A 17994-nucleotide genomic window follows, 5' to 3' on the forward strand; every position below is an offset into this window, starting at 1 on the left:
GATCACATCGGTACCCGCATCAGCATCAGCACGCCCGATACCAGGAACACCCAGAACAGCGACAGGGGCAGGAACACCTTCCAGCCGAGCCGCATCAGCTGGTCATACCGGTAGCGCGGCACGGTCGCCTTCACCCAGCTGAACAGGAAGAAGAAGAATGCCATCTTCAGCAGCAGCCAGATGATGCCCGGCACCCAATAGAGGAAGCCGATGTTGAGCGGCGGCAGCCAGCCACCCCAGAACAGCGTCGCGTTGAGCGCGCACATCAGGATGACGTTGGCATATTCGCCGAGCCAGAACAGCGCAAAGCTCATCGAGCTATATTCGGTCTGGTAACCGGCGACGAGCTCGCTCTCCGCCTCGGTGAGATCGAACGGCGCGCGCTGCGTCTCGGCGAGGCTGGAGATGAAGAACATCACCGCCATCGGGAACAGCAGCGGGTTGATCCAGAAGCCGTTGATCCAGCCGAGGCCATGGCCCTGCTGGGCGACGACGATGTCGGACAGGTTGAAGCTGCCTGACCACATCACCACCGAGATCAGGATGAAGCCGATCGCGACTTCATAGCTGACCATCTGCGCGGCCGCGCGGAGCGCCGAGTAGAAGGGATATTTGGAGTTGGACGCCCAACCCGACAGGATCACGCCGTAGACGCCGAGCGACGAGGCCGCGAGCACGTAGAGCAGGCCGACGTTGATGTCGGCAAGCACCACGCCCGCCTGCCACGGGATCACCGCCCAGACGATCAGCGCCACCGTGAAGGTGATGATCGGCGCGAGCAGGAACAGCCCGCGGTTGGCCGCCGAGGGCACGATGGTTTCCTGGAGGAACACCTTGAGGCCGTCGGCAAAGCTCTGCAGCAGGCCGAACGGGCCGACCACGTTGGGGCCGCGGCGCAACGCCATCGCCGCCCAGATCTTGCGATCGGCATAGATGATCATCGCCACCGCCAGCATCAGCGGCAGCGCGATCACCAGGATGCCGATGATGGTCGCGACGAACCACGCCCAGCCATACGGCATGCCGACCGTGTAGGTGAAGAAGTTGGTCACTCCGCGGCCTCCGCGAACTCTTCGCCATGGATCAGCTCGGCCGAGCAGCGCTGCATCGTCGGCGATGCGCGGCAGATCGCGTTGGTCAGGTAGAAATCCTTGATCGGGTAGCCGGCAAGATCGCCCTGCGCGGCGCCGTCGAGCGACGGCGGGTTCCAGGCGAAGGTGGCAAGCCCGGGGCTGCGCAGCGCCGGAACCTCGGTCGCCATCGCCTCGCGCAGGCCGGCGAGGCTGTCGAACGGCAGGGTGTGGCCGAGCACTTCGGACAATGCACGGAAGATCGTCCAATCCTCGCGCGCATCGCCGGGCGCGAACACGGCCCGCTCGCCACGCTGAACGCGACCTTCGAGGTTCACCCAGGTGCCCGATTTCTCGGCATAGGTGACGCCCGGCAGGATCACGTCGGCATGGCGCGCACCCTGATCGCCATGATGACCGACATAGACCTTGAACCCGGCGAACTTGGTGAAGTCCACCTCGTCGGCGCCGAGGAAGAAGGTGAGCTTGGCATCGGCAAGGTCGGCGATGCCGCCCTTTTGCGCATAGCCGAGCATCAGCCCGCCCATCCGCGCCGCGGCCATGTGGACGACGTTGAAGCCGTTCCAGCCGTCACGCACCAGGTTGAACTCGCTCGCGAACTTGAGCGCAGCGCCATGGCCGCCCTTCAACGCGCCACCGCCGACGATGACCATCGGCTTGGCGGCGTTGCGGAACAGCTCCGCCGCGGCCTCGGGCAGGTTGCCGAGCAGCGACAGCTCGCTGCCGAGCCACTCGACCTTGTAGGTCAGGTCGGTCTCGGGGCCGATCGCATAAACCTTGGCGCCCTTCTTGATCGCCTTGCGGATCCGGGTGTTCACCAGCGGCGCTTCCCAGCGCAGGTTGGTGCCGACCAGCAGGATCGCATCGGCCTGTTCGACGCCGGCGATAGTGGTGTTGAAGTTCACCGCGGCGAGGCTGGACGTATCATAGTCCATGCCCGTCTGGCGGCCTTCAAGCAGCGTCGAGCCCATCGCGCCGAGCATCGCCTTGGCGGCGTACATCGTCTCGCAGTCGAGCTGGTCGCCCGCGACCGCGGCGACGCTCGACCCGGCGTTGACCGCCTTGATCGCCGCGAACGCCTCGTCCCAGCTGACGGGCACGAGCTTGCCGCCCTTGCGGATGAACGGCTTGTCGAGGCGGCGGCGGACCAGACCGTCGACATGGTGGCGCGTCTTGTCGCTCGCCCACTCCTCGTTGACGTCCTCGTTGATGCGCGGCACGCAGCGCAGCACCTGGCGGCCGCGGCTGTCGAGGCGGATGTTGGTGCCGACCGCGTCCATCACGTCGATCGCCAGCGTCTTCTTGAGCTCCCACGGCCGCGCCTCATAGGCGTAGGGCTTGGAGGTCAGCGCGCCGACCGGGCAGAGATCGACGACATTGCCGCTGAGCTCGCTCGTCACCGCCTGCTCGAGGTAGGAGGTGATCTGCATGTCCTCGCCACGATAGATCGCGCCGATCTCCTCGACGCCGGCGACTTCCTCGGCGAAGCGCACGCAGCGGGTGCACTGGATGCACCGGGTCATGATCGTCTTGACGATCGGGCCCATGTACTTCTCGGTCACCGCGCGCTTGTTCTCGGTGTAGCGGCTGTGGCCCTTGCCATAGGCGACGGACTGATCCTGCAGATCGCACTCGCCGCCCTGATCGCAGATCGGGCAATCGAGCGGATGATTGATCAGCAGGAATTCCATCACGCCCTCGCGTGCCTGCTTGACCATCGGCGAGGTGGTGAACACCTCCTGGTTGTCAGCAGCCGGCAGCGCGCAGGAGGCCTGCGGCTTGGGCGGCCCTGGCTTTACCTCGACCAGGCACATCCGGCAGTTGCCGGCGATGCTGAGCCGCTCGTGATAGCAGAAGCGCGGGATCTCCTTGCCCGCGATCTCGCACGCCTGAAGCACGGTGGCGCCCTGCGGCACCTCCACTTCGATTCCATCGACCTTGAGCTTGGGCATTACTCGGCAGCTTCCATCATCGGTGCCAGATCGCCGCCGCGCTCGCGGATGCGGCGTTCGATTTCAGGGCGGAAATGCTTGATCAGACCCTGGATCGGCCAGGCCGCGGCATCGCCGAGCGCGCAGATCGTGTGGCCTTCGATCTGCTTGGTGACCTGCTGCAGCGTGTCGATCTCGGAAATGTCGGCGTCGCCGGTGCGCAGCCGCTCCATCACCCGCCACATCCAGCCGGTGCCCTCGCGGCACGGCGTGCACTGGCCGCAGCTCTCATGCTTGTAGAAATAGGAGATACGGCTGATCGCGCGGACGATGTCGGTGGACTTGTCCATCACGATCACCGCCGCGGTGCCGAGCCCCGAGCCGACCGCCTTGAGGCCGTCGAAATCCATCGGCGCATCCATGATGTCCTTAGCGGGCACCAGCGGCACCGAGGAGCCGCCGGGGATTACCGCGAGCAGATTGTCCCAGCCGCCGCGGATACCGCCGCAATGCGTCTCGATCATCTCGCGGAAGCTGATCCCCATCGAGTCCTCGACCACGCACGGCCGGTTCACGTGTCCCGAGATCTGGAAGAGCTTGGTGCCCTTGTTGTTCTCGCGCCCGAAGGACGAGAACCACGAGGCGCCGCGACGCAGGATGGTCGGCACCACTGCGATCGATTCGACGTTGTTCACCGTCGTCGGGCAGCCGTAGAGGCCTGCGCCAGCCGGGAACGGCGGCTTGAGGCGCGGCTGGCCCTTCTTGCCCTCAAGGCTCTCAAGCATCGCGGTTTCTTCGCCGCAGATGTAGGCGCCGGCGCCGCGGTGGACGAAGACGTCGAAATCATAGCCAGAACCGCTGGCATTCTTGCCAATCAGGCCCTTGTCATAGGCCTCGGCGACCGCCGCGAACAGCGTTTCGGCCTCGCGGATATATTCGCCGCGGATGTAGATGTAGGCGGCGCGCGCGCGCATCGCGAAGCCGGCGATCAGCGCGCCCTCGATCAGCTTGTGCGGATCGTGACGGATGATCTCGCGGTCCTTGCACGAACCGGGCTCGGACTCGTCGGCGTTGATCACCAGGAAGTTCGGCCGGTCGGGCTTGGGCTCCTTGGGCATGAACGACCATTTGGTCCCGGTCGGGAAGCCGGCGCCGCCACGGCCGCGCAGCCCGGAGGCCTTGACCACGTCGATGATCGCGTCCTGGCCGAGCGCCATCAGCGCCTTGGTATTGTCCCAGTCGCCCCGCTTCAGCGCGCCCTCAAGGTTCCATGGCTGGAACCCGTAGACGTTGGTGAAGATGCGGTCCTTGTCAGCCAGCATCAGGCCCACTCGCTCCGATAATCGTGGTTGTCGCCCACCATCGCCTTGAGCGTGGTCGGCTCGCCTTCCGGCGCACTGGTCTGGCGGCCGATGGTGGAGCCGGTCTTGGGCTGTTCGCCCTTGGCCAGCGCCTCGAGCACCGCCACGGTGCGATCGTAGTCCAGGTCTTCGTAATTGTCGTCGTTGATCTGGACCATCGGCGCGTTGGCGCAGGTGCCGAGGCACTCGACCTCGGTCAGCGTGAACATGCCGTCCGGCGTGGTACCGCCCTTGACGAGGCCGCGGTTCTTGCAGGCTGCGAGCACGTCGTCCGACCCGCGCAGCATGCACGGCGTGGTGCCGCACACCTGGACGTGGAATCGGCCGACGGGCGCAAGGTTGAACATCGTGTAGAAGGTCGCAACCTCGAACACGCGCATATACGGCACGCCGATTGCCCGTGCGACGAACTCGATCACCGGCACCGGCAACCAGCCCTGGGTATGCGTTTCCGCCCCGACCTGGCGCTGGGCGAGATCGAGGAACGGGATCGATGCCGACTGCTCGCGACCCTTGGGGTAGCGGCCGAGGATCTCGTTCGCCTTGATCTGGTTTTCGTCCGACCAGGTGAAGCCGCCCCAGCGGGCGCGGGTCTCGGTTTCGTCGGGGATTTGCGCTGCTTCAGCCATCAGCGGTCACACTCACCAAAAACAATATCCATCGCGCCCAGGATCGCCGTGATGTCGGCAAGCATGTGGCCGCGGCTCATGAAGTCCATCGCCTGGAGATGGCTGAACGCGGTCGGGCGGATCTTGCAGCGATACGGCTTGTTGGAGCCATCCGCGACCAGGAACACGCCGAACTCACCCTTGGGGCTCTCGGTGGCGACATACACTTCACCGGCGGGGACGTGATAGCCTTCGGTATAGAGCTTGAAGTGATGGATCAGCGCTTCCATCGACTGCTTCATCTCGGCGCGCTTGGGCGGCACGACCTTGCGATCGCTGCTGGCGATCGGGCCCTCGGGCATGTCGCGCAGGCACTGCTTCATGATCCGTGCGGACTGACGAACCTCTTCGACGCGCACCATGAAGCGATCATAGCAATCGCCGCGGGTGCCGACCGGGATGTCGAAGTCCATCTTGGCATAGACATCATAGGGCTGCGACTTGCGCAGGTCCCAGGGGATGCCGGCGCCGCGGATCATCGGGCCCGAGAAGCCCCAGGCGATCGCATCCTCGCGGCTGACGATCGCGATATCGACGTTGCGCTGCTTGAAGATCCGATTGTCGGCAACCAGGCTGATCGCATCCTCGAACAGCCGCGGCAGGCGGGTGTCGAGCCAGTCGGCGATATCGGTGAGCAGCTTGAGCGGCACGTCCTGATGGACGCCGCCCGGACGGAAATAGTTGGAGTGCATCCGCGCACCGGTCGCGCGCTCGAAGAAATTGAAGCAATCCTCGCGGATCTCGAACAGCCACAGGTTCGGCGTCATCGCGCCGACGTCCATCACATGGCTGCCGAGGTTGAGCATGTGATTGGAAATGCGGGTCAGCTCGGCGAAGAACACGCGGAGATACTGCGCGCGCTCCGGCACCTCGAGATCGAGCAGCTTTTCGATCGCCAGAACGAACGTGTGCTCCATGCACATCGGCGAGCAATAATCGAGGCGATCGAAGTAAGGGATCGCCTGCGTGTAGGTCTTGTACTCGATCAGCTTCTCGGTGCCGCGATGCAGCAGGCCGACGTGCGGATCGATCCGCTCGATGATCTCGCCATCAAGTTCGGTGACCAATCGCAACACGCCGTGCGCGGCAGGATGCTGCGGCCCGAAGTTGATGGTGTAGTTCTGGATCGCGACATCGCCCTCGGTCGGGTGCGCGCCGCTGGTCTTGTCCAACAGCTCGTCGACATAAGGATCGACCGTGGTCGTGGCGGGCGCGATCAGCGTTTCCTGGCTCACTGGTTCTGTCCTTCGCCCTTGGAGGGGACGACGTCGGCGTCCACGGGCTTGTCTTCACGCTTGTTGCCGGCATCGGCGTCGCCGGCGCCAGTCTTCGCAGTGCTGGTGGCGTCGTTCTTGGCGTAAGGCTCGCTACCCGCGGTCGGCGCCTTGGCCGGCGTCTGCGCGGCATCGGCCTTCTGGATCGCATCGGCGTTCAGCGGCGTCGGCGCACCCTTGGCCTCGGGCAGCGCCGCCTTTTCGTCACCCGGCAGCACATATTGCGCACCTTCCCAGGGGCTCTGGAAGTCGAAGGTGCGGAAATCCTGCGCCAGTTGCACCGGCTGGTAGACGACGCGCTTCTCTTCCTCGGAATAGCGCATTTCGACAAAGCCGCTGAGCGGGAAGTCCTTGCGTTGCGGATGGCCGCTGAAGCCATAGTCGGTAAGGATGCGGCGCAGGTCGGCGTTGCCGGTGAACAGCACGCCGTACATGTCGTACACCTCGCGCTCGAGCCAGCCGGCGACCGGCCACAGCCCGGTAACCGACGGCACCGGTTGCGTGTCATCGGTCGAGACGTGGACGTGGAGGCGATGATTGCGGGTGAGCGACAGCAGGCAATAGACCACCTCGAAGCGCTCCGGGCGCTCCGGATAGTCGACGCCGGCAATCTCCATCAGCTGCTGATATTCAAGGCCGGGCGTGTCACGCAGCGCGGCAAGCACCGTGACAATCGCCTGGCGTTCGACGTACAGCGCGACCTCACCAACCTGCTCGACTGCGTCGATCAGCGAGGCGCCGACCGCGGCGCGAACCGCATCGATCGTCTCGCCATTAAGGTTGGCCGCAAAGGCAGGAGCAGGCGCCCTCACCGTTCAATGCTCCCCGAGCGACGGATCTTCCGCTGCAGCTGCATGATGCCGTAGAGCAACGCCTCGGCCGTCGGCGGACAGCCCGGCACGTAGATGTCGACGGGCACGATCCGGTCACAGCCGCGCACAACGCTGTAGCTGTAATGGTAATAGCCGCCGCCGTTCGCACATGACCCCATCGAGATCACATACTTCGGGTTCGACATCTGATCGTACACCTTGCGCAGCGCCGGTGCCATCTTGTTGCACAGCGTGCCGGCGACGATCATCACGTCAGACTGGCGCGGGCTTGCCCGCGGCGCAGCGCCGAACCGCTCCAGGTCATAGCGCGGCATGTTGACGTGGATCATCTCGACCGCGCAGCAGGCGAGCCCGAAGGTCATCCACCACAACGAGCCGGTACGGGCCCACTGGAACAGATCCTCGGTCGAGGTGACAAGGAAACCCTTGTCGGTCAGCTCGCCGTTGAGGCTGTCGAAAAAGCCCTGGTCGGGCGGAACGAGCGAGCTGGCAGAAGCCGCGCGATCGAGCTCGACGGGTCCGGAAGAGGGCATCATTCCCAATCCAACGCTCCCTTCTTCCATGCGTAGACAAGGCCAAGCGCGAGCTCGGCGATAAAGATCATCATCGAGAACCAAGCCGTCCACCCGAGGGTGAAAACAGAGACCGCCCAGGGATAGATGAAGGCGGCTTCGAGGTCGAAGATGATGAACAGGATGGCGATGAGATAGAAGCGCACGTCGAACTGGCTGCGCGGATCCTCGAAGGCCGGGAACCCGCATTCATATTCGGAGAGCTTCTGCTCGTTGGGCTTGTGCGCCCCGGTGAGCCGGCCGACCACCATCGGCAGGAACACAAAGGCGCTCGACAGCGCCAAGGCAACGCCGAGGAACAGCAGGATCGGCAGGTATTGCGACAGATCGACCAATTGGCTTCTCGCAAGTGCGAATGATGGGGAGGCTTTAGGACGATGCAAACGACCCGGCAAGGCCGCGAGGCCCTGAGAATCACTCGCAAAAATAGGTAAGCCGTACGACCGTTAGCCGTTGGTCGCACGATCAGCGCCGAGACCCCGCCGAGGTGGCGAGATCCCGTGCTTTTACAGATAGTAACTGGATCCGGCGATGCAAACCCCGCCGGCGTAATGGCCGCCGATCAGCGCAGTGCGCTGGCGACCAGTTTGTGCAGCCGCGAATGGAGGGAATCGTTGGCAGCGAGGAACTCGTTGCGCTCCATCGGCCGGTCGCCACCGCGGAAATCGGTGACGAAGCCGCCGGCTTCCTTGACCAGCAACACGCCGGCGGCGACGTCCCATGGCTTCAGCCCGGATTCCCAATAGCCGTCATAGCGCCCGGCTGCGACCCAAGCGAGATCGAGCGCCGCGGCGCCGAACCGGCGGATGCCGGCGACTTCCGGGGCGATCGCACCAAAGATGCGGCTCCACTGGACGAAGTCGCCATGGCCGAGGAACGGAATGCCGGTGGCGATCAATGCCTCGCTCATGTCGCGACGCGACGACACGCGCAGCCGCTGGTCGGTGAGCCAGGCGCCGCGGCCCTTTTCAGCCCAGAAGCTCTCGTCGGTGAGCGGCTGGTAGATGAGCGCGGTGGTCACCTCGCGCTTGCCGCTCGGCATCGGCTCCTCGACCGCGATCGACATGGCGAAATGCGGGATGCCGTGGAGGAAGTTGGAGGTACCATCCAGCGGATCGATGATGAAGCGCGGCTTGCTGGGATCGCCGATCACCTCGCCGCCCTCCTCCATCAGGAAGCCCCAGTCCGGCCGCGCCTTGCTGAGCTCCTGGTAGAGCGTGTCCTCGGCGCGCTTGTCGGCCATGGTCACGAAATCCGCCGGCCCCTTGCGGCTGACCTGGAGGTGCTGGACCTCATTGAAGTCGCGACGGAGCTGCGGCGCGGCCTTGCGGGCGGCGCGCTCGATGACGGTCATGATGCCGGAATGGCTGGGCATTGTTTCTTCTCGATAACCCCCCTCCCGGCGGGAGAGAGAAGGACCCGCCGCCGGTGACGGTGGGATGGTGAGGCCGGGCGAGGCATGGGCCCCGCCGGGCTTCGGAACGCTGGGCCGTGCTCTCCCGACGGGAGAGGGATGCGATCAGTCGGCGCGGCGGACGTAGGTCTGTTCGTAGACGTCGACCACGATCCTGGTACCGGCGCCGATATGCGGGGGCACCATCACCCGCACGCCATTCTCGAGCAGCGCGGGCTTGTAGCTCGACGAGGCGGTCTGCCCCTTCACCACCGCATCGGCCTCGACGATCGTCGCCTCGATCGTGCTCGGCAGCTCGACCGAGATCGGGCGCTCGTCATACAGTTCGAGGACCACGTCCATGCCGTCCTGAAGGAACGCCGCGGCATCGCCGAGGATTCCGGCATCAAGCGTGATCTGCTCGTAATTGTCCTTGTCCATGAAGGTCAGCGCATCGCCGTCGCGGAACAGGAACTGAAAGTCCTTTGTGTCGAGGCGGACGCGCTCGACCGTTTCGGCGGAGCGGAAGCGGACGTTGTTCTTGCGGCCATCGATCAGGTTCTTCATCTCGACCTGCATGTAGGCGCCGCCCTTGCCGGGCTGGGTGTGCTGGATCTTCACCGCACGCCAGATGCCGCCTTCATACTCGATGATGTTGCCGGGACGAATGTCCACGCCGCTGATCTTCATGGATTTGACCTACTGCAAAGAGCGAGGGCACCCAGCGGCGCCCGATGGCGCGCCTTTAGCTTGCAGCCCGCCGGGCGGCAAGCATCGGGTAGGGGTTGATGTCCTCGCCCTGGTACCAGCGCTCGTCGGGGCGGGTGCGCTGCAGCCCGAAATGGAGGTGGTAATTGCCGGGTCCGGCGTCGCCGGTGTCGCCGACAAAGGCGATGCGCTCGCCCGCTTTCACCGCCTGGCCTTCGTGCAACCCCGGCGCGTAGCCGGCGAGATGGGCATAATAATAGACCAGCTGGCGATCGGGCGAGCGGACGTAGACGGTGGTGCCGCCGAGCCGCGACTGGAACAGCTTCTCGATCACGCCCGGCGCCGCGGCGACAACCGGCGTCCCGGCCGGCGCGGCAATGTCGGTGCCGTGATGGCTGCGGGTGCCGCCACCGCGGGCCTCGCCCCAATTGTCGTGGATCGCACTGCGCGCGATACCCGCGACCGGTACGGCGAGCACGCCGGTGGGGAGTGACCCCAAGCGCCCGGACCGCGATTCGCGATCCGCAGCCGGTGGCACCTCAATCGACATGCGCTCGGCTCCGTTGCCGAAGCTCGTCATCGACAGGAAGGCCGCCAGTCCGGCTACGATCAACCCGAGAATGCCCCAGCCCAGCCGCGTCATGCTCGCACCCGCCGTGTCGTCGCCGTCATCGTTCGTTCTCCCGTCCGAAAACAACGGGCGATCCGCCGCTTTGTTTCCCGAACGGAACGATCGTGGTCTGGCCTAGCCGAGCAGCATGGCGAACTCGCGGATCGCCGCAGCCTCGTCGCCGTTCCACACCGCACCCGAGACGGCGATGAAATCGGCGCCGGCGGCGATCAGCGGCGCGGCATTGGCGGGCGTGATCCCGCCGATCGCCACCGACGGCAGTTCGAACATCGATGCCCACCACGACAGGATCGACGGCTCGGCGTGATGCTTCACCTCCTTGGTGGCGGTCGGATAAAAGCTGCCGAACGCGACATAATCCGCGCCGGCCTCGCCGGCCTCCATCGCGAGGTGACGGCTGTCGTGGCAGGTGACGCCGATCTGGGCGTTGGGGCCGAGCGCCGTGCGCGCCTCGCGCGGGTCGCCATCCTCCTGGCCGAGGTGGACGCCGTCGGCGCCGAGCCGCTTGGCAAGGCTGATGCTGTCGTTGACGATGAACGCCACGTCGCGCTCGGCACAGATCCGCTGCAACGGCTCGGCGAGCGCCGCGGCGGCATGCTGGTCAACGTCCTTGATGCGAAACTGGAAGGCGGCGACCGGCCCGGCGTCGAGCGCGCGCGCGAGCCGGTCGGCAAAGCCGCCGGTCACGTCGAGCGGCGAGACCAGGTACAATTGGCAGGGCGGCCGGCGATCGGTCCGCTTGAAGTTGGCGGCGAAGTCAGGGTCGAGCGGCCCGAGGGGATCGTCTTCAATCATCCCGCCCCCCTACCCTGTCCACGCCGCCAGCGAAAGCAGCGCGCTTATGCCTCGTTCTATTCAACGCCCTTGTAGATGGCGATCAGCTTGGCGAGCATGTCCAGCGCCTCCTCGCGCGGGCGCTGGAAGGTGTTGCGGCCGATGATCGAGCCGTTGCCGCCGCCGGCGAGGATGTCGCGCGCGTCCTGGTAGACGGCGTCGGTGCCCTTGGCGGCACCGCCCGAGAAGACGACGATGCGGCGCCCCGCGAAGCTTGCCTGGACGACATGGCGGACGCGACCGGCTTGGCTCGACCAGTCGGTGCCCGCATAGGCTTGCTGCGCCTCGGGCTGCTCGATGTGCGCGGTCGGCAGCTTGACCTTGATGATGTGCGCGCCGAGCAGCGCCGGGATGTGCGCGGCATAGGCGCTGACGTCGAGCGCCAGTTCGCCCTCCTTGGAGAGCTTGCCACCCCGCGGATAGCTCCACAGCACGGTGGCGATGCCGACCGACTTGGCTTCTTCGGCAAGTTCGCGAAATTCCTCGATCTGCTCGAGGATTTGGTCCGAGCCCGGATAGATGGTGAAGCCGATCGCCGCGCAGCCGAGCCGCAGCGCATCCGAAACGCTGCCGGTCACCGCCTGGTCGATGCTGGTCGCCCAGCTGTTCGAGCTGTTGAGCTTGAGGATGGTCGGGACCTGCCCGGCGAAGGTATCCGCCCCCGCCTCGAGCGCGCCGAGCGGCGCTGCATAAGCGGACAGGCCGGCATCGACCGCGAGCTGATAGTGATAATGGGGATCATAGGCCGCCGGATTGATCGCGAACGAGCGCGCCGGACCATGCTCGAAGCCCTGATCGACCGGCAGGATCACCAGCTTGCCGGTGCCGCCGAGCTTGCCGTGCATCAGGATGCGGGCAAGGTTGGCCTTCACCGCTGGGCTAGTCGCTTCATAGTTGTCGAGTATCGCTTGGACGATGGGCGTCATGGCAGGCTCCTTGGAAACGACATCGGGCCGGTCACAGCATCAGCCAGCGCCGTAGCGCCTGGTCGATCTGCTCCATCCGGGTTGCAGAGGCATGACCGATCACGCCGCGCACGCGAACGCGGTCGATGCTGGCGACACGGTCGACCTGCACCTCGCATTCGGCAGTCAGCCCGTTCTGCTCGCGCGGCGAGATCGTGACGCGGAACAGCGCCTCGCCTCCCACCTTGCTGGTAAGCGGGCACAGCGTGACGGTGCTGTGGGAATCGTTGAACAGATCGGACTGGACCACCACGCACGGCCGCGCGGCTCCGTCCCCCCAGTCGGCAACGAGCACGATCGCGCCATGGGCGACGGCGCCGTCATCGGGCTGCGCAGGATCCGCCCAGAACCGTTCGTCCGCGGCATCGTCGCGAGCAGAGGCGCGCAGCGACTGGCGCCGCGCCTCGCGCCGATAGGCGTCGTCATGCAGATCGACGAAGCGACGCACCGCCTCGCGTGCGACATCGCTCTTGCTGCGCCCCTGGGTGCGCGACACCGCGGCAAGCCGTTCTTCGAGGTCGCTATCTAGCCGGACACCCAGCATCTGCCATCTCCGTTTAACATGTTAAACGCTATCGCACGCGTACCCTCGATTCAACTGTTGATTGGCTCCGACACATCCTACCGGCCCTCTTGACGCGCGACGTCAATTTCGTTGGATTTGAGGCGGAGGATAACGATGAAGAAGAAGGCCGGCTGGGCGGCAGCCCTGCTGCTCGTGGCTGGAGCAGGTGCAATTGCAGGGGGCGGAGCCAGTGCGGCCGCGGACAAGCGGCTGACGGTCGGCACCCATGCACCCGATTTCGAGCTGACCATGCTCGACAACAGCAAGGTCAGGCTGGCGGACCTGCGGGGGCAGGTGGTGGTGCTGAATTTCTGGGCAACCTGGTGCGGGCCGTGCCGGACAGAACTGCCGCTGCTCGATACCTATTACCGGAGGCGCAACCAGCGCGGGCTAAAGGTATTCGCCATCGCCACCGAGGACTCGCTGCCGATCTTCAGGCTGAAGCCGCTGTTCGCGGCAATGGCCATCCCCTCCGCACGACGGATCAAGGGGCCCTATGATGTAATGGGCGCGCTACCGACCAATTACGTGATCGATCGCGCCGGCGTGATCCGTTACGCCAAGGCCGGCGCCTTCACGCTCGACGAACTTAATGGCGTGCTGGTGCCGCTCCTCAACGAAGCGGCACCGCCCACGCTCGCCGCGGCAAGCTGATCAGCTGGTTAGCGCCGCTACGCCCGGCAACTCGCGGCCTTCCATCCACTCAAGGAAGGCCCCGCCGGCGGTCGACACGAAGGTGAAGCGATCGGCGACGCCCGCCTGATTGAGCGCGGCAACGGTGTCGCCGCCGCCGGCGACGGAGACCAGGCTGCCATCCTGGGTGAGTGCCGCCGCGGTCTTGGCAAGGCTGACCGTGGCGACATCGAACGGCGGAGTCTCGAACGCCCCCATCGGTCCGTTCCACACCAGGGTGCGGCAATTCTTGAGGACGTCGCCCAAGGCCTCGACCGCCGCCGGACCAACATCGAGGATCATCTCGTCGGCCGCGACCTCGTGGACGTTGACGGTACGGGTTGCCGGGTTCGGCTTGAACTCGGTGGCGACGACCACGTCATAGGGCAGATGCACGGTGCAGCCGGCACGATCGGCGGCGGCCATAATCTCGTCGGCGGTACCGGTGAGATCATGCTCGCACAGCGACTTGCCGACGTTGACGCCGCGCGCGGCGAGGAAGGTGTTGGCCATGCCGCCGCCGATGATCAGGTGATCGACCCTGCCGACGAGATGTTTCAGCACATCGAGCTTGGTCGAGACCTTGGCGCCGCCGACCACCGCCGCGACCGGGTGCGCGGGATTGCCCAGCGCCTTTTCCAGTGCGTCGAGCTCGGCTTCCATCGCACGGCCGGCGAAGGCGGGCAGCCGATGGGCGAGCCCTTCCGTCGAGGCATGGGCGCGGTGCGCGGCGGAAAAGGCGTCGTTGACGTAAAACTCGCCCAGCGCGGCGAAGCGATCGACCACGGCCGGATCGTTCTTTTCCTCGCCGCCGAAGAAGCGGGTGTTCTCGAGCACGGCAATATTGCCGGGCTGGAGCGTCGCCACCGCGTCCTCGGCGCCCTCCCAGTCGATGTAGCGAACCGGACGGCCGAGCACCTGCTCATAGGGCTTGGTAACCAGCGCCAGCGACAGATCGGGGGTCGGCGCCTTGGGCCGACCGAAATGGGCGAGGACGAGCACGATCGCGCCCTTGTCGGCCAGTTCGGTGACGGTGGGGATGGTCGCGCGCAGCCGGGTGTCGTCGGTCACCGCGCCATCGGCCATCGGCACGTTGAGGTCCTCGCGAACGAGCACGCGCTTGCCGGTGACGTCGCCGATGTCGTCAAGCGTCTTGAAGGTCCTGGTCATCGCGCGCTCCGCTGAGTTCGTGGAAGTGGGGTAATGTATCAGATCGCCGGCTCGACGAGGATCGGGTCGCCGATTGCAATCGCGCCGCCCTCGATCACCCTGGCGAGCACGCCGCCGCGCCAGTCGGGGGTGAGCGCCGCCTTGAGGCCGGCGGCGAGCGTTTCCATGCGGCTGCACGGATCGCATTCCTGGGTGATCTCGAGCACCACCGTGCCGATCCGCAGCCGTGTTCCCGGCACCTGAGGCAGATCGAGGCCGTCGACCAGCAGATTGGCGCGGCGCTCCTGCCACGGCAGATTGTGGCCGACCGCGGCCATCGCCGTTTCCCAGTCACCACGCTCCACCAGCGATACTTGCCGGCGGGCCCGGCCGCCGGGCTTCACCGCGCCGCGGAAGTCGCCATCGAGCCCCGCCTCGACTGAGACGGCGACACGGTCGACGACCTCCATCGGCGCCTTGGGAAAGGCATGCCGCGCGATCCCGGCGAGGATGCCGCCCATCAGGTTAGAGGAACTTCGCCATCGCCGCGGCGGTATCGACCATGCGGTTGGAGAAACCCCATTCATTGTCGTACCAGGACACGACGCGGACCAGCTTGCCGTCGATTACCGCAGTCTCCAGGCTATCCACCGTCGAGCTCTGCGGAGTGTGCATGAGATCGATCGAGACCAGCGGCTCGTCCGAATAGACCAGGATGCCCTTGAGCGGACCGCTCTCGGACGCTGCCTTGAGGATCGCGTTGATCTCTTCCTTGCTGGTATCGCGCTTGGGCGTGAAGGTGAGGTCAACCAGGCTGACGTCCGGCACCGGCACGCGGATCGCCGAGCCGTCGAGCTTGCCCTTGAGCTCGGGCAGCACTTCGCCGACCGCACGCGCGGCGCCGGTCGTGGTGGGGATGATGTTCATTGCCGCGGCGCGGGCGCGGCGCAGGTCCGGGTGGATCTGATCGAGAATCTTCTGGTCGTTGGTATAGGCGTGGACGGTGGTCATCAGGCCACGTTCGATACCGACGCTGTCGTTGAGCACCTTGGCGACCGGCGCCAGGCAGTTGGTGGTGCACGACGCGTTCGAGACGATCGTGTGATCGGCGGTGAGCTGGTCGTTGTTGACGCCGAACACCACCGTCAGGTCGACGCCCTTGCCCGGGGCCGAGATCAGCACCTTCTTGGCACCGGCATCGATATGCTTCTGGCACGAGGCCTTGTCGGTGAAGAAGCCGGTGCATTCGAGCACCAGCTCGACGCCGAGCTCCTGGTGCGGCAGGTTGGCGGGATCGCGCTCGGCGGTGACGCGGATGCGCTTGCCGTCGATCACCAGGTCGTCACCCTCAGCGGCGACGGTGCCGGGGTATTTGCCATGGACGCTGTCGCGGCTGAACAGCCAGGCGTTGGACTTGGCATCGGCGAGATCGTTGATCGCGACCAGCTCGAGATCATGGCCGCCGCGCTCGATGATCGCCCGTGCGACGAGGCGCCCGATGCGCCCGAAGCCGTTGATCGCTACCTTGGTCATCCGAAAGTCTCCTCGCGTGTCGCGTGCTGGATCGTCGCGGCTCTGCCCCGGATCGCAGGGCGCCGGCCACGGCGGGCGGGTCGCCTTTGCGGGGGGCGCCCCACCCTGTCAACCGCCGCATCGCCGCCGCTGACGGCAGCGGCAGCCGACGCGACGAGCGGGGCGAACGGCGCGGCCAAGCCGGGTTGCCGCCGACCCCTTGCGACCCTACTTGCCCTCGATGGCAGACACCCACTCCGCGGTCGACCGGGTCGACGCGGCCCTTGCTCGAATCGAAGCGGCAATCGATGCCCGTGCCCGGGCAGGCGATGCGCTGGCGCGCCGCCATGCCGCGCTCAAGGCGCGGATGGCCGAGGCGGTGAGCGCGCTCGACGACGTCATCGCCCGCGGGAGCAATGGCTGATGGCCGAGGTGACGCTGCAGATCGGCGGGCGCCCGCACACCGTTGCCTGCCGCGATGGCGAGGAAGCCCGCGTCAAACTGCTGGGGCGGATGCTCGGCGAGCGTTGGCCGGCGGCGAACCGCGCTGCAGGCGGCATGGACAGCGAACGCGCGATGCTGCTGGTCGCGCTGATGCTCGCCGACGATCTCGACGAGATGATCCAGCGACCACCCGAAGGCGCCGCCGTGAGCGAGGCCGCGCTGGCGCGGATCGCCGACCGGCTGGAGGCGCTTGCGAATGCCCTTGAGCAGACGCCCTCGACCACCTAGATAGGTGATGGCGGGTTCTGCCCGGTACGAGCCTCAAACATCCCCGAGGCTATTCTTCATCCTAGGGGGCTGTCCCTGCCCAGGCCCTGGCCTGACGCACATGGTCCCCACCTGACGTTCTGGGCGTCGGAGGATAATTTGGCAAACGGCCACGGCGGGCCCGCCACCCGCTCCCAATGATTGCCGCAGCGATAGGCTGCTGCGTTTCCTGCGCCGGCAAATCGTGTAGACGGCAGCCATGGTTGTTGCGTCGCGGGGCTGCTGACATGACCGACAAGAACGCGCTTCGTGCCCGGTTGCGGGCTGCTCGCGACGGCTTTAATCGTGCCGGCGTGATCGCGCCGCCCGGCGCCTACCTTCGGCGTCTCACCCAAGGCATGACGATCGCCTCCTACGTCCCGATCGGCAGCGAGGCCTCGCCATCGGCGCTGGCACGGGCCGCGAGCGAGGCGGGATGCGTGCTCGCCCTGCCCCATGTCACCACCCGCAGCGAGCCGCTAAGGTTCCTCGCCTGGGAAACCGAAGCGGCGCTCGCGAGCGGCCCGATGGGGTTGCAGCAGCCCGCAGCGACGGCGCGCGAGCTGGAACCGGACATCATCCTGACACCGCTGATCGGCTTCGATCGCCGCGGCAACCGGCTGGGCCAGGGCGCAGGCCATTATGATCGCGCCTTCGGACGCCATCCGCACGCCTGGCGGATCGGCGTCGCCTGGTCGATACAGGAGGTTGAGATGCTGGCGCCCGACGCCTGGGACGTGCCGCTGCACGCGATCGTCACTGAGCGCGAATGGATCGTGGCATGAACCCGAGCTGGCGCAAGCCTGCCGGCATGCTGGCGATCCTGGCGCTGATCGTCCTATGGTGTGGCGTCATCGCCAGCGCCTCGACGACGGTGGGTAGCTGGCACTGGCTGGCGCAGCTTGGTTTCTATGCGGTGGCCGGGATCATCTGGATCGCGCCGTTGAAGCCGCTGCTGCGCTGGATGGAAACCGGCCGCTGGCGGTAGCGCCCTCCCCTTGCGGGGAGTGGCGCGAGTGACGGGGCTCGAACCCGCGACCTCCGGCGTGACAGGCCGGCGCTCTAACCAACTGAGCTACACCCGC

22 protein-coding genes and 1 tRNA gene are annotated in these 17994 nt (G+C 66.1%); 5 read left to right on the forward strand and 18 right to left on the reverse strand.

What is annotated here, in order from left to right; translation table 11 throughout:
* Positions 1–2 precede the first annotated feature (2 nt).
* From nuoH to AC07M8_RS11735, 14 genes are all read right to left on the reverse strand, one after another.
* Complete coding sequence (gene nuoH, locus AC07M8_RS11670) at positions 3–1022, reverse strand: NADH-quinone oxidoreductase subunit NuoH (RefSeq protein ID WP_495174705.1); 1020 nt, start codon at positions 1020–1022, stop codon at positions 3–5.
* A gap of 26 nt (positions 1023–1048) precedes the next feature.
* Positions 1049–3043, reverse strand: coding sequence for an NADH-quinone oxidoreductase subunit NuoG (gene nuoG, locus AC07M8_RS11675; protein ID WP_495174500.1), 1995 nt, complete (start codon positions 3041–3043; stop codon positions 1049–1051).
* Positions 3043–4344, reverse strand: coding sequence for an NADH-quinone oxidoreductase subunit NuoF (nuoF, locus tag AC07M8_RS11680; RefSeq protein ID WP_495174501.1), 1302 nt, complete (start codon positions 4342–4344; stop codon positions 3043–3045). The genes nuoG and nuoF overlap by 1 nt, the downstream gene beginning before the upstream one ends.
* Entirely contained in the window at positions 4344–5012 is a 669-nt protein-coding gene (locus AC07M8_RS11685) for a complex I 24 kDa subunit family protein (protein WP_495174502.1), read from the reverse strand. Before AC07M8_RS11685 ends, nuoF begins: the two co-directional genes overlap by 1 nt.
* The gene (locus AC07M8_RS11690) at positions 5012–6226 is read right to left on the reverse strand and encodes an NADH-quinone oxidoreductase subunit D (RefSeq protein ID WP_495174706.1); all 1215 of its coding nucleotides are present in this window, start codon (positions 6224–6226) and stop codon (positions 5012–5014) included. The genes AC07M8_RS11685 and AC07M8_RS11690 overlap by 1 nt, the downstream gene beginning before the upstream one ends.
* 56 nt (positions 6227–6282) lie before the next feature.
* Positions 6283–7137, reverse strand: a complete 855-nt coding sequence (locus tag AC07M8_RS11695; RefSeq protein WP_495174503.1) for an NADH-quinone oxidoreductase subunit C — start codon at positions 7135–7137, stop codon at positions 6283–6285.
* Positions 7134–7691 carry a NuoB/complex I 20 kDa subunit family protein gene (locus AC07M8_RS11700; RefSeq protein WP_267393282.1) on the reverse strand — a complete coding sequence of 186 codons (558 nt, stop codon included), beginning with the start codon at positions 7689–7691 and terminating at the stop codon, positions 7134–7136. The genes AC07M8_RS11695 and AC07M8_RS11700 overlap by 4 nt, the downstream gene beginning before the upstream one ends.
* Positions 7691–8065, reverse strand: a complete 375-nt coding sequence (gene ndhC, locus AC07M8_RS11705; RefSeq protein WP_267393284.1) for an NADH-quinone oxidoreductase subunit A — start codon at positions 8063–8065, stop codon at positions 7691–7693. The genes AC07M8_RS11700 and ndhC overlap by 1 nt, the downstream gene beginning before the upstream one ends.
* Before the next feature lie 227 nt (positions 8066–8292).
* Entirely contained in the window at positions 8293–9105 is an 813-nt protein-coding gene (locus AC07M8_RS11710) for an inositol monophosphatase family protein (RefSeq protein WP_495174504.1), read from the reverse strand.
* 144 nt (positions 9106–9249) lie between these two features.
* Positions 9250–9813: an elongation factor P gene (gene efp, locus AC07M8_RS11715; protein ID WP_267393286.1), complete on the reverse strand. Its 564-nt coding sequence runs from the start codon at positions 9811–9813 to the stop codon at positions 9250–9252.
* A 55-nt stretch (positions 9814–9868) separates the two neighbouring features.
* Positions 9869–10474: a M23 family metallopeptidase gene (locus AC07M8_RS11720; protein WP_495174505.1), complete on the reverse strand. Its 606-nt coding sequence runs from the start codon at positions 10472–10474 to the stop codon at positions 9869–9871.
* Positions 10475–10576: 102 nt separating this feature from the next.
* Positions 10577–11257 (reverse strand): thiamine phosphate synthase, encoded by a 681-nt coding sequence (gene thiE / locus AC07M8_RS11725; protein WP_495174506.1) that lies wholly within the window; start codon positions 11255–11257, stop codon positions 10577–10579.
* A gap of 56 nt (positions 11258–11313) precedes the next feature.
* Positions 11314–12222: a class I fructose-bisphosphate aldolase gene (locus AC07M8_RS11730; protein ID WP_495174507.1), complete on the reverse strand. Its 909-nt coding sequence runs from the start codon at positions 12220–12222 to the stop codon at positions 11314–11316.
* 31 nt (positions 12223–12253) lie between these two features.
* Complete coding sequence (locus tag AC07M8_RS11735; protein ID WP_495174508.1) at positions 12254–12805, reverse strand: type II toxin-antitoxin system PemK/MazF family toxin; 552 nt, start codon at positions 12803–12805, stop codon at positions 12254–12256.
* A gap of 135 nt (positions 12806–12940) precedes the next feature.
* Between AC07M8_RS11735 and AC07M8_RS11740 the strand changes: the two genes are divergently transcribed.
* Positions 12941–13480, forward strand: a complete 540-nt coding sequence (locus AC07M8_RS11740; protein WP_495174509.1) for a TlpA family protein disulfide reductase — start codon at positions 12941–12943, stop codon at positions 13478–13480.
* Here the strand turns inward: AC07M8_RS11740 and AC07M8_RS11745 are convergent, their stop codons facing one another.
* The 3 genes from AC07M8_RS11745 to gap are packed head-to-tail and all read right to left on the reverse strand — an operon-like array spanning position 13481 to position 16180.
* On the reverse strand, positions 13481–14668 hold the full coding sequence (locus tag AC07M8_RS11745; RefSeq protein ID WP_495174510.1) for a phosphoglycerate kinase: 1188 nt from the start codon (positions 14666–14668) through the stop codon (positions 13481–13483).
* Positions 14669–14706: 38 nt separating this feature from the next.
* Positions 14707–15168 (reverse strand): MOSC domain-containing protein, encoded by a 462-nt coding sequence (locus AC07M8_RS11750; RefSeq protein WP_495174511.1) that lies wholly within the window; start codon positions 15166–15168, stop codon positions 14707–14709.
* 4 nt (positions 15169–15172) lie between these two features.
* The gene (gap, locus tag AC07M8_RS11755; RefSeq protein WP_495174512.1) at positions 15173–16180 is read right to left on the reverse strand and encodes a type I glyceraldehyde-3-phosphate dehydrogenase; all 1008 of its coding nucleotides are present in this window, start codon (positions 16178–16180) and stop codon (positions 15173–15175) included.
* 220 nt (positions 16181–16400) lie between these two features.
* Between gap and AC07M8_RS11760 the strand changes: the two genes are divergently transcribed.
* The 4 genes from AC07M8_RS11760 (at position 16401) to AC07M8_RS11775 (ending at position 17897) form a co-directional block, all read left to right on the forward strand.
* Positions 16401–16583, forward strand: coding sequence for a hypothetical protein (locus AC07M8_RS11760; RefSeq protein ID WP_267393303.1), 183 nt, complete (start codon positions 16401–16403; stop codon positions 16581–16583).
* Positions 16583–16891, forward strand: a complete 309-nt coding sequence (locus AC07M8_RS11765) for a cell division protein ZapA (RefSeq protein WP_267393305.1) — start codon at positions 16583–16585, stop codon at positions 16889–16891. The genes AC07M8_RS11760 and AC07M8_RS11765 overlap by 1 nt, the downstream gene beginning before the upstream one ends.
* A 266-nt stretch (positions 16892–17157) precedes the next feature.
* Positions 17158–17694: a 5-formyltetrahydrofolate cyclo-ligase gene (locus tag AC07M8_RS11770; RefSeq protein WP_495174513.1), complete on the forward strand. Its 537-nt coding sequence runs from the start codon at positions 17158–17160 to the stop codon at positions 17692–17694.
* Complete coding sequence (locus AC07M8_RS11775) at positions 17691–17897, forward strand: DUF2842 domain-containing protein (protein ID WP_495174514.1); 207 nt, start codon at positions 17691–17693, stop codon at positions 17895–17897. Before AC07M8_RS11770 ends, AC07M8_RS11775 begins: the two co-directional genes overlap by 4 nt.
* Positions 17898–17917: 20 nt before the next feature.
* Here the strand turns inward: AC07M8_RS11775 and AC07M8_RS11780 are convergent.
* A tRNA-Asp gene (locus tag AC07M8_RS11780) sits at positions 17918–17994 on the reverse strand.

It is taken from the genome of Sphingomonas sp. GW821-FHT09E03 (assembly GCF_059416225.1).

What these genes read in the sequence shown, in the direction of transcription:
- AC07M8_RS11730 (WP_495174507.1), bottom strand. Translation starts at nt 12,222, where the DNA reads ATGACGCCCATCGTCCAAGCGATACTCGACAACTATGAAGCGACTAGC.
- AC07M8_RS11765 (WP_267393305.1), top strand. Translation starts at nt 16,583, where the DNA reads ATGGCCGAGGTGACGCTGCAGATCGGCGGGCGCCCGCACACCGTTGCC.
- AC07M8_RS11760 (WP_267393303.1), top strand. Translation starts at nt 16,401, where the DNA reads ATGGCAGACACCCACTCCGCGGTCGACCGGGTCGACGCGGCCCTTGCT.
- AC07M8_RS11700 (WP_267393282.1), bottom strand. Translation starts at nt 7,691, where the DNA reads ATGCCCTCTTCCGGACCCGTCGAGCTCGATCGCGCGGCTTCTGCCAGC.
- nuoH (WP_495174705.1), bottom strand. Translation starts at nt 1,022, where the DNA reads ATGCCGTATGGCTGGGCGTGGTTCGTCGCGACCATCATCGGCATCCTG.
- efp (WP_267393286.1), bottom strand. Translation starts at nt 9,813, where the DNA reads ATGAAGATCAGCGGCGTGGACATTCGTCCCGGCAACATCATCGAGTAT.
- AC07M8_RS11740 (WP_495174509.1), top strand. Translation starts at nt 12,941, where the DNA reads ATGAAGAAGAAGGCCGGCTGGGCGGCAGCCCTGCTGCTCGTGGCTGGA.
- AC07M8_RS11735 (WP_495174508.1), bottom strand. Translation starts at nt 12,805, where the DNA reads ATGCTGGGTGTCCGGCTAGATAGCGACCTCGAAGAACGGCTTGCCGCG.
- AC07M8_RS11685 (WP_495174502.1), bottom strand. Translation starts at nt 5,012, where the DNA reads ATGGCTGAAGCAGCGCAAATCCCCGACGAAACCGAGACCCGCGCCCGC.
- AC07M8_RS11775 (WP_495174514.1), top strand. Translation starts at nt 17,691, where the DNA reads ATGAACCCGAGCTGGCGCAAGCCTGCCGGCATGCTGGCGATCCTGGCG.
- AC07M8_RS11710 (WP_495174504.1), bottom strand. Translation starts at nt 9,105, where the DNA reads ATGCCCAGCCATTCCGGCATCATGACCGTCATCGAGCGCGCCGCCCGC.
- nuoF (WP_495174501.1), bottom strand. Translation starts at nt 4,344, where the DNA reads ATGCTGGCTGACAAGGACCGCATCTTCACCAACGTCTACGGGTTCCAG.
- AC07M8_RS11720 (WP_495174505.1), bottom strand. Translation starts at nt 10,474, where the DNA reads ATGACGCGGCTGGGCTGGGGCATTCTCGGGTTGATCGTAGCCGGACTG.
- nuoG (WP_495174500.1), bottom strand. Translation starts at nt 3,043, where the DNA reads ATGCCCAAGCTCAAGGTCGATGGAATCGAAGTGGAGGTGCCGCAGGGC.
- AC07M8_RS11745 (WP_495174510.1), bottom strand. Translation starts at nt 14,668, where the DNA reads ATGACCAGGACCTTCAAGACGCTTGACGACATCGGCGACGTCACCGGC.
- gap (WP_495174512.1), bottom strand. Translation starts at nt 16,180, where the DNA reads ATGACCAAGGTAGCGATCAACGGCTTCGGGCGCATCGGGCGCCTCGTC.
- thiE (WP_495174506.1), bottom strand. Translation starts at nt 11,257, where the DNA reads ATGATTGAAGACGATCCCCTCGGGCCGCTCGACCCTGACTTCGCCGCC.
- AC07M8_RS11770 (WP_495174513.1), top strand. Translation starts at nt 17,158, where the DNA reads ATGACCGACAAGAACGCGCTTCGTGCCCGGTTGCGGGCTGCTCGCGAC.
- AC07M8_RS11750 (WP_495174511.1), bottom strand. Translation starts at nt 15,168, where the DNA reads ATGGGCGGCATCCTCGCCGGGATCGCGCGGCATGCCTTTCCCAAGGCG.